General features: G+C 41.3%; 3 protein-coding genes. All 3 read right to left on the bottom strand.

Going from position 1 to position 3,070, the window contains the following annotated elements; translation table 11 throughout:
• Nucleotides 1-783 (bottom strand): ABC transporter permease subunit (locus tag RHS_RS29255; protein ID WP_047835203.1); only part of this gene is annotated, 783 nt, incomplete at its 3' end.
• A 14-nt stretch (nt 784-797) separates the two neighbouring features.
• Nucleotides 798-1,694 carry a carbohydrate ABC transporter permease gene (locus RHS_RS29250; RefSeq protein ID WP_027295128.1) on the bottom strand — a complete coding sequence of 299 codons (897 nt, stop codon included), beginning with the start codon at nt 1,692-1,694 and terminating at the stop codon, nt 798-800.
• 113 nt (nt 1,695-1,807) lie between these two features.
• Nucleotides 1,808-3,070 (bottom strand): extracellular solute-binding protein (locus tag RHS_RS29245; protein WP_047835202.1); only part of this gene is annotated, 1,263 nt, incomplete at its 5' end.

The raw sequence follows: 3,070 nt of genomic DNA, 5'->3' as shown, positions 1-3,070 counted from the left end.
AAATATTACATAAATAACGATCATCGGCAGACAGGCAATCAGAGACGCTGCCATCAGTTCCGGGAATTTCGTTACATACTGCCCCTGCATTTTCGCCAGCGCTGCAGACAGGGTAAGCATGTTCTTGTCTGTATTTACAATCATTGGCCACATCAGGTCTTTAAATGCAAATACTGCTGTGAAGATACCCAGTGCAACCATCGCTGACCTTGTCAGCGGAGCCATAATAAACAGGAATGTCTGTCCTATATTACAACCATCCAGTCTGGCTGCCTCTTCCAGGTCATTTGGCAGACCCATGTATCCCTGTCTTAACAGGAATGTTCCAAACGCTGTTACAAGACCCGGGAAAACCAGTGCAAAAATCGTATTCATCATACCCATTTTGCTGATCATTAAGTACTGAGGAATGATAAAAATCTGCGCCGGAATCATCATTTGGAATAACACTAATGAAAACATCAGGTTTTTACCTTTAAAATTCAGTCGTCCAAAGGCATAACCTGCCATGGTTGCCGTAATTACTGCACATAAGACTCTTCCAACAATCAATAATAAGGTGTTCTTATAAAGCAGCAGGAAATTCATATTATTCCACACTGCTTTAAAAGCGTCTGTTCTCCACACCTTTGGAAAAATTACAAACGGGTCTACCTGTGTTGCCTCTGTTACCGATTTAAATGCCGTTATTATCATCCAAAGGAAAGGCACAAGCATGGTAATAGAAATTAAAATCAATATTACGTGAATCAATACTGAAACAGCTTTTTTCTTTGTTTCCATCACTTTCCCTCCTTCTAATTATAATGAACCCATTTTTTCTGCGCAATCATCTGGAATACGGTAATAATCATGATTACCACCAGGAGCAGCACAACAATTGTAGAACCATAACCGAGATTTTTCTCCGTAAATGAATAGCGGTAGAACAGATATACCAGTGACTGTGTCTTTTCCAGTGCAGGATTTGATTTATCCATAACCATGAAGATCAGGTCAAAAACCTGTAATGCGCCGATTACTCTTGTTACCAGTACAAAGAAAATGGTTGGGGAGATCAGTGGAATGGTAATGTGGAAAAACTGCTTGATTCCGGTTGCCCCGTCAATTTCTGCAGCTTCGTAATAATCATGAGGTACTTCCTGCAAACCGGATAAGAATAATACCATATTATATCCGATTATAGACCATACCCCGATAACCGCTATTGCAAATACTGCAATTTTAGGATTGGAAATCCAGTTTGTTTTTGTATGAAGCAGATTATTGATCAAACCAAAATCAGAGTTATATAACCATCTCCATACCATGGCAATCGCTGCCGGAGCCGCAACCATCGGCAGGAAGAAAATCGTTCTGTATACACTGCGCCCTTTCATCTTGCGATTTAGCAAAACAGCCAATATAAGGGCAATTGCAATTGAAAAAGGTACTTCTACAATTGCATATTTAAAGGTATTTAACAGTGCCTGCCATACCTGTCCGTCTGCAAACAGTTTTGTATAATTGGCTGCACCAACGAAAATATTACCTTTACCAAAATCACCCGTCTTGAAAAAACTCTGATAAATTGTCTGAATGATCGGGATAATATTCAAAACAATCAAACCTATCATTGTTGGTAATATAAATGCCCAGCCCCATAAAAACTCATTGCGGGCACGTGCGGTTCCTTTAGCTCCTGGTTTTGCCATATTCTCACTCCTCTTTCTATGTATTGCATTTCATCCTGAGAAAACGTGCCGGCGTCAGCTCTACCACTACGCCAGCACCACGCTCTCAGCTATATCATTATTTGTAAAAACAATTACTCTTCGGCAAGAATTGCATTCATTTCTGATGCTGCTTCTTTACAAGCATCTTCCATGCTCTTTTCACTGGTCCATGCACTCTTTAATACTTCATTTACTTTATTTTCCCAGGTAACTGTCTTTGTAGAATATGGTCTGATAACCATGTTTTCCGGTTTCATAACATCCAGGAAAGACTGGAGATTGAATTCCGGTACAGACTGTGCCCATGCATCAGAGGTTCCGTTATAAGCAGACATGGTTACACCTAACTGAGCCTGTTTTTCCTGCGCTTCTTTGGAACCTAAATATTCGATTAACTGCCATGCTTCATCTGTATGGGAACCATTTGCTGAAGCTGCCCATCCAAGACCGTTATAGATCGTTTTTCTTGTTCCGTCTGCAGCACTTGGAATAACGGCAAAACTTGCATTAGCTTTTGAATATTCATTGTCACGGTAGTACGCTACCATCCAGGAACCCTGCGGAATCATTGCAACTTTACCTGAAGTAAATAATGCTTCCGGATTTGTCTCAGACATTGTCTCCTGGCTTGGCATAGAACCATCTTTAATCATCTGTTCGATAATCTGCATACCTTTGATTGTATTTGGATCGTCATAGCCGGAAGTTTTCTTGTCATCGCTGATAACTTTACCGCCCATATCATAAATCATATTGTAATAACCATCCTGGTTATTGGAATTACGAATCGCGGTACCATACTGGCTGCCATCCTCTTTCGTGAGTTTTTTAGCAGTTTCCACAAAAGTATCCCAGGTCCAGCTGTCATCCGGATAAGCAACTCCTGCGTCATCAAACATTTTCTTATTATATACCAATGCTACGGTATCCACGTCCTTTGGCACTGCATAATACTTATCGTCATAAGTATACAGGCCCCAGATATCTTCCGGATAGTTCGCCGGGTCGATCACATCACTGCCTGAAATCTTATCTGTTAAATCTAATAACATGTCGTTGGACATATATCTGGAACTTTCGTTAGAGTGCATCCAGAATACATCCGGTAATGTTCCGCCCTGGGCACCTGCTTCTAACAGTGTCCAATACTCGTCCCAGGTTACTACCTGAAGGTTTGTCTTAATTCCGGTCTTTGTTGTGAAGTCGCCAAGAATCTCATTGATACCCGGTTCCTGGTTTGCATCCCAGATCATAACGGATAATGTATCTCCGGAAGCAGTATTCTCTGATGCTGCTTCACTGTCACCTGCTGCCTGAGTTTCACCCGCAGCCTGTGTCTCCGGTGCTTTTGTTCC

The sequence above is a fragment of the Robinsoniella sp. RHS genome (assembly GCF_001029355.1).
GTDB lineage: Bacteria > Bacillota > Clostridia > Lachnospirales > Lachnospiraceae > Robinsoniella > Robinsoniella peoriensis.
Note: the sequence above shows the minus strand (reverse complement) of the source record. Positions and strands in the feature narration are given on the sequence as shown.